Origin of the sequence: Natrialba sp. PRR66 (assembly GCF_034808065.1) — an archaeon.
In the GTDB taxonomy this organism is placed as follows: domain Archaea; phylum Halobacteriota; class Halobacteria; order Halobacteriales; family Natrialbaceae; genus Natrialba; species Natrialba aegyptia.
The window spans coordinates 1-287 of the sequence record NZ_JAXHGN010000050.1 but is presented as its reverse complement, the minus strand read 5'-3'; the positions used below and the strand labels follow the sequence as shown (position 1 = coordinate 287).

Annotated in this window: 1 protein-coding gene; it reads right to left on the bottom strand. The window is 62.0% G+C overall.

What is annotated here, in order from left to right; genetic code table 11:
• Nucleotides 1–287, bottom strand: a 287-nt coding sequence (locus SM755_RS23435; RefSeq protein ID WP_323174807.1) for an extracellular solute-binding protein, incomplete at both ends; no start/stop codon positions are given.

The following is a 287-nucleotide window of genomic DNA, read 5'->3' as shown; positions in this document are numbered from 1 at the left end:
GCGAGTTCGTCCCACGTCGACGGCGATCCGTCGAGGCCAGCATTTTCCAGAAGCGGGTCGTACTGAAGATGTCCGCGCGGTCCCCAGTACCAGGGGACACCGATCTGCTTGCCGTCGTACATCGCAACGTCCTGGACAGGGTCGAAAAACGGGTCCAGTTCCTGAGACCCGTCTATCTCCTGCATGTCCATCCAGCCGCCCGCTTCGACCTGCTGAGGGATCCACGAGGAAGCGATCTCCTCGACGTCCGGTCCGCTCTGGCTCGTGATGCTCGCCATCTGCTGTTC